This window comes from Phenylobacterium sp., from assembly GCF_037138395.1.
Classification (GTDB): Bacteria; Pseudomonadota; Alphaproteobacteria; order Caulobacterales; family Caulobacteraceae; genus Phenylobacterium.
This window is the reverse complement of the sequence record NZ_JBAXIM010000183.1, coordinates 1-4,524: the sequence shown is the minus strand read 5'-3', so window position 1 is coordinate 4,524 and position 4,524 is coordinate 1. Positions and strand designations below refer to the sequence as shown.

Annotated in this window: 8 protein-coding genes; 2 read left to right on the top strand and 6 right to left on the bottom strand. The window is 70.6% G+C overall.

Features of this window, described 5'->3' with window-relative positions:
- On the top strand, window positions 1–99 hold a 99-nt coding region (locus WCJ52_RS11770; RefSeq protein WP_336903500.1), incomplete at its 5' end, for a hypothetical protein.
- On the opposite strand, the gene glp is transcribed toward WCJ52_RS11770, so the two are convergent.
- Genes glp through moaA form a run of 6 tightly spaced genes read right to left on the bottom strand, consistent with a single transcriptional unit; the run spans window position 96 to window position 4,033 of the window.
- Window positions 96–1,277 carry a gephyrin-like molybdotransferase Glp gene (gene glp, locus WCJ52_RS11765; protein WP_336903499.1) on the bottom strand — a complete coding sequence of 394 codons (1,182 nt, stop codon included), beginning with the start codon at window positions 1,275–1,277 and terminating at the stop codon, window positions 96–98. The genes WCJ52_RS11770 and glp overlap by 4 nt on opposite strands.
- A gap of 5 nt (window positions 1,278–1,282) precedes the next feature.
- Entirely contained in the window at window positions 1,283–1,753 is a 471-nt protein-coding gene (gene moaC / locus WCJ52_RS11760; RefSeq protein ID WP_336903498.1) for a cyclic pyranopterin monophosphate synthase MoaC, read from the bottom strand.
- Entirely contained in the window at window positions 1,750–2,313 is a 564-nt protein-coding gene (gene moaB / locus WCJ52_RS11755) for a molybdenum cofactor biosynthesis protein B (protein ID WP_336903497.1), read from the bottom strand. The genes moaC and moaB overlap by 4 nt, the downstream gene beginning before the upstream one ends.
- A complete protein-coding gene (locus WCJ52_RS11750; RefSeq protein ID WP_336903496.1) occupies window positions 2,310–2,756 on the bottom strand; it encodes a molybdenum cofactor biosynthesis protein MoaE in 447 nt (148 codons plus the stop codon). Before WCJ52_RS11750 ends, moaB begins: the two co-directional genes overlap by 4 nt.
- 3 nt (window positions 2,757–2,759) lie before the next feature.
- Entirely contained in the window at window positions 2,760–2,999 is a 240-nt protein-coding gene (locus WCJ52_RS11745; RefSeq protein ID WP_336903495.1) for a MoaD/ThiS family protein, read from the bottom strand.
- Between the two features lie 2 nt (window positions 3,000–3,001).
- On the bottom strand, window positions 3,002–4,033 hold the full coding sequence (gene moaA / locus WCJ52_RS11740) for a GTP 3',8-cyclase MoaA (RefSeq protein ID WP_336903494.1): 1,032 nt from the start codon (window positions 4,031–4,033) through the stop codon (window positions 3,002–3,004).
- 31 nt (window positions 4,034–4,064) lie between these two features.
- On the opposite strand from moaA, the gene WCJ52_RS11735 reads away from it, so the two are divergent.
- Window positions 4,065–4,524: NTP transferase domain-containing protein (locus WCJ52_RS11735; RefSeq protein WP_336903493.1), on the top strand; the 460-nt coding region annotated here is incomplete at its 3' end.

The window sequence follows — 4,524 nt, the reverse complement described above, 5'->3', positions numbered from 1 at the left end:
CCCATCGGCCTCGACATTGGCGGTAAGTCGCCCTGGGCCGTCGCCGTCTCCGTGATCGGCGAGATCATGGCTGAGCGTTTCGGCGGCGGCGCGAGCTAGCCCCTCAGAAGGGGCAGGACCTCCACCCGGTCGCCGCTGGAGAGAGCCGGAGCGCCCGGCAGCCGGCGCAAAAGAGCGTCAGCCTCGGAGAAGATCCGCACCAGGGAAGAATCCTGGTCGGTGAAGGCCTCGACGCTCTCACCCTCCGCCCCGGTCCTCAGACGCGCCCGCATCCAGTGCTCGCGGGGGCCGTTAGCCGGTAGCGGGGCGACCAGGGGAAGGCTGCGCAGGCTGGGCCCCGCCGGACGGCCCTCAAGGCCCGCCACCAGGGACCGAAGGAACAGTTCGGCGCAGACAAAGGCCGAGGCGGGATTCCCGGGCAGGCCCAGCAGCGGCCGCCCGTCGGCAAGGATGCCGAAGAAGGTGGGCTTGCCCGGGCGTACCGCCACGCTCTCGACCTTCATGGACAGTCCCAGGTCGCCTGCCGCCGCCCGGACCAGGTCGTGGTCGCCTACCGAGGCGCCGCCGAGGGTGACCACCATGTCCCCGCCGGCTTGGGCGATCGCCTCGCGGACGGCCTCCCGGCGGTCGCGCACCCCGGTGACGCGTCGCACCTCGGCACCCCAGGTCTTGAGCATGGCCTCCAGCCCCGGGGACCCGGAATCAAAGATCTGCCAGGGGCCGGGCCTGGCCGGCGCCTCGACCACCTCCTCGCCCGTGGACAGGATGCTGATGCGCGGACGCCGGATCACGGCGACACGGTCGCGTCCCGCAGAGGCGCACAGGGACAGCCGCCAGGGATCGAGCCGAAGGCCAGAAGCCAGGAGCCGGTCGCCGGCCCGGAAGTCGCGGCCGGCAAGCCGGACATTGTCGCCGACGGCGGCGGCGGGGACCTCGACCCCCTCGCCGTCCCGTCGGGCGTCTTCCTGGATGACCACAGCGTCGGCGCCCTCGGGCAGGGCCGCCCCCGTGAAGATCCGAATCGCCTGGCCCGGCGAAAGGCGGCCCTCGAACCCATGACCCGCCGCACTCTCGCCGACGATGGCGAGCCAGCCCGGGGCGTCAGCGGCGCGGACCGCCCATCCGTCCATGGAGGAATTGGTGAAGGGCGGCTGGTCACGGACCGCGCGGATATCCTCGGCGAGCACCCGGCCGAGGGCCTCGCCAAGCGGCAGGTCCACCGTCTCCAGGGGGCGGATTTCCGCCAGCATGGCCGCACGGGCGGCCTCGACCGTCATCAGCTTCACGGGTGGACCCAGTCTCCGGAACGCCCGCCGGACTTGGCGAGGAGGCGGACGCCCTCGATGACCATGCTCCGGTCGGCGGCCTTGAGCATGTCGTAGAGGGTCAGGCAGGCCACGCTGACCGCCGTCAGGGCCTCCATCTCCACACCGGTACGCCCGGTGGTCCGGACCCGGGCCGTTACCTTCAGCCGGCCCGCATCGACCTCGACAGCCACCTCGGCCTTCGAGATGTCCAGGGGATGGCACATGGGGATGAGGTCGGAGGTGCGCTTGGCGGCCATGACGCCCGCGATCTCTGCGACGGCGCGGACATCGCCCTTGCGGCCTCCACCGGACAGGGCGAGTTCGAGGGTCTCGGGCGCCAGGCGGACAAAACCCTCGGCGACAGCCTCCCGGTCCGTGGAGGGCTTGTCCGACACATCCACCATCCGGGCGCGCCCGTCGGCGTCGATGTGGGTCAGGCCACTCACTTTTCCAGCAGCCGCGGCATGAGTTCGACCATGTTGCAGGGGCCGTGGCGGCTGTCGAGCTGGGCCGCGATGACCTTGTCCCAGCCATCCCTCACGGCCCCGTTCGATCCTGGAAGGCAGAAGACGAAGACGCCGTTGACGATGCCGGCCGTCGCCCGGGACTGCAGGGTGGACAGGCCCACGGACTGGAAGCTGACCAGGTGGAAGATCACCGAGAAGCCGTCGATACGCTTGTCGAAGAGGGGCTCCACCGCCTCCGGGGTCACATCCCGCCCGGTGATGCCGGTGCCGCCAGTGCTGACCACGGCGTCGACCTTGCCGGAATCGACCCAGGCCAGGATCCGGGCGCGGATTTCGTCGACATCGTCCTTCACGATGGCCTTGTCGGCCAGGAGGTGTCCGGCCCCCGTGACCCGCTCGGCCAGGACCTGTCCCGAGGTGTCGCTCTCTTCATCCCGGGTATCTGAAACCGTCAGGACGGCGATGCGCACCGGAACGAAGGGTCGGGCCGGATCGATCCGGCCTCCGGGGGTCAGGGTCATCGGGGTTGCAGAGGTCATTGGGTCTCCCATCGCGCCAGATCGTCTTGGTCCCGTTCGGTCGGCTCGATCCACTGCGCGCCGTCCGGGCCGGTTTCCTTCTTCCAGAAGGGTGCCCGGGACTTCAAGTAGTCCATCAGGAAGTCACAGGCCTCGAAGGCGGCGCGGCGATGGGACGCCGCCACAGCGACAAAGACGATGGCCTCGCCAGGCGGGATCGGACCCGTGCGGTGCAGAATCAGGGTGTCCTGGAGCCCAAACCGCTCCCGCGCCGCGGCCTCATGCCGGGCGATCTCTCGCTCGGTGAAGCCGGGATAGGCCTCCAGCTCCAGAATGTCGGTCCGGCCGTTCTCGGCCCGGGCAAGGCCAGTGAAGCTGGCCACGGCGCCGGTCTCGGTACGGTCCCGGCAGAACTCGCCCAGGGCCTCGCCCGGGTCAAAGGGGGCTTGGACCAGTCGGATCACCGGTCAGCCCCCGCTCATCGGCGGCAGGAAGGCGACCTCGGAGTCGGGGCGTAGGGCCACGTCCAGGTTCACCAGCGCCTGGTCCACGGCTGTCCGGACGGCGGGCGCCTGCAGGGCTTCGAAGAGGGCGGGATCCTCGGCGGCGAGAATCCCCCTCAAGGCCGCCAGGCTGGCCGCGGGGATCTCGCGCTCCCGCCAGCCGGCCAGGTCGGCGAGCCGCCCGAACAGGAGCACCCTGGCCACCCTCAGCCCCCCGTGGTCGACATGTGGCGCTGCACCGATGGCGGAGCGTCTCGACCGATGTGGAAGTCGTGGCCCTGGGGCTTGTCGCCGATGGCAGCCCGGATGGCGTCGTGCAGTTCCGCCTCGCCGGCACCAGCCCGCAGGACAGCGCGCAGGTCGCTGGCGTCCTCCCGGCCCAGGCAGGTGTGCAGGGTACCGGTACAGGTCAGCCGGACCCGGTTGCAGAGCTCGCAGAAATTGTGGCTCATCGGCGTGATAAACCCGAGGCGACCGCCGGTCTCCGCAACACGCACATAGCGCGCAGGTCCGCCGGTAGTCAGGTCGAGGTCCTCGAGGGTCCAGAAGCTCTCGAGACCTTCCCGCACTGTCTTCAGGGACAGGAACTGGTCTGTCCGGTCCACGTCGATCTCGCCCATGGGCATGGCCTCGATCAGGGTGGCGTCAAAGCCCTGGCCATGGGCCCAGGCGATCAGGTCGGGCAGGTCGGCGGCGTTGTCGTCCTGGAGGGCGACGGCGTTGATCTTCACCGAGAGGCCAGCGGCACGAGCCGCCTCGAGGCCGGCGAGAACACGCCCGAGGTCCCCGCCCCGGGTCAGACGGCGGAAGCGCTCCGGGTCCAGAGTGTCGACGGACACGTTGACCCGCCGGACGCCCGCCTCGTAGAGCGGCCCGGCGAACTCGGCCAGGCGGGTTCCGTTGGTCGTCAGTGTCAGTTCGTCCAGACCCTGCGGACCCATGCGCCGGGACAGGGCGCGGAACAGGTCCATTACCCCCTTGCGCACCAAGGGCTCGCCACCGGTGATCCGGACCTTGCGGACCCCGAGGTCGATGAAGGCGCCCGTGAGCCGCTCGAGTTCCTCGAGGGTCAGGACCTGCGCCTTGGGCAGGAAGGTCATATGCTCGGACATGCAGTAGACGCAGCGAAGGTCGCAGCGGTCCGTCACCGACACCCGCAGATAGGTGACGGTGCGGCCAAAACCATCCACTAGGAGGGGCCGGGACCGGATGGCGGGCGCTGTGTCGAGGGGCGTCATGCCTGGGCAACATAGGCGGGGATTGCAGAACATGACAGGGGCGCAGGCACCGGGGTGGCCAGGATACGCAGCCATCGTGCTCGCCGCAGGCGCCGGACGCCGGTTCGGCGGCGGCAAGCTTCTGGCCGCCTGGCGGGGAAGGCCCCTGATCGAGGGCGCCCTCGACGCAGCCCTGGCCAGCGCCTCCGACCCGATCGTGGTCGTTACCGGGGCGGACGCCGGGGCGGTGGCGGAGGCCGTCCGGGACTGGGGTCAGGACCGGCAGGCCGGCGCCTGGCTGAGGATCGTCCACGCCGAGGATCACGCTGAAGGCATGGGCGCCTCGCTCAGGACCGGCACCTCGGCCCTGCCCTTGGGCCTGAAGGGCGTCTTCGTCTTCCTGGGGGACATGCCAGGCATCCCGCACGACGTCTTCGGCGGCCTCGTCGAGGCCGTCGCCGCCGGAGCTCCGGCGGCCGCACCCGAGCACCAGGGCCAGCGTGGGCACCCGG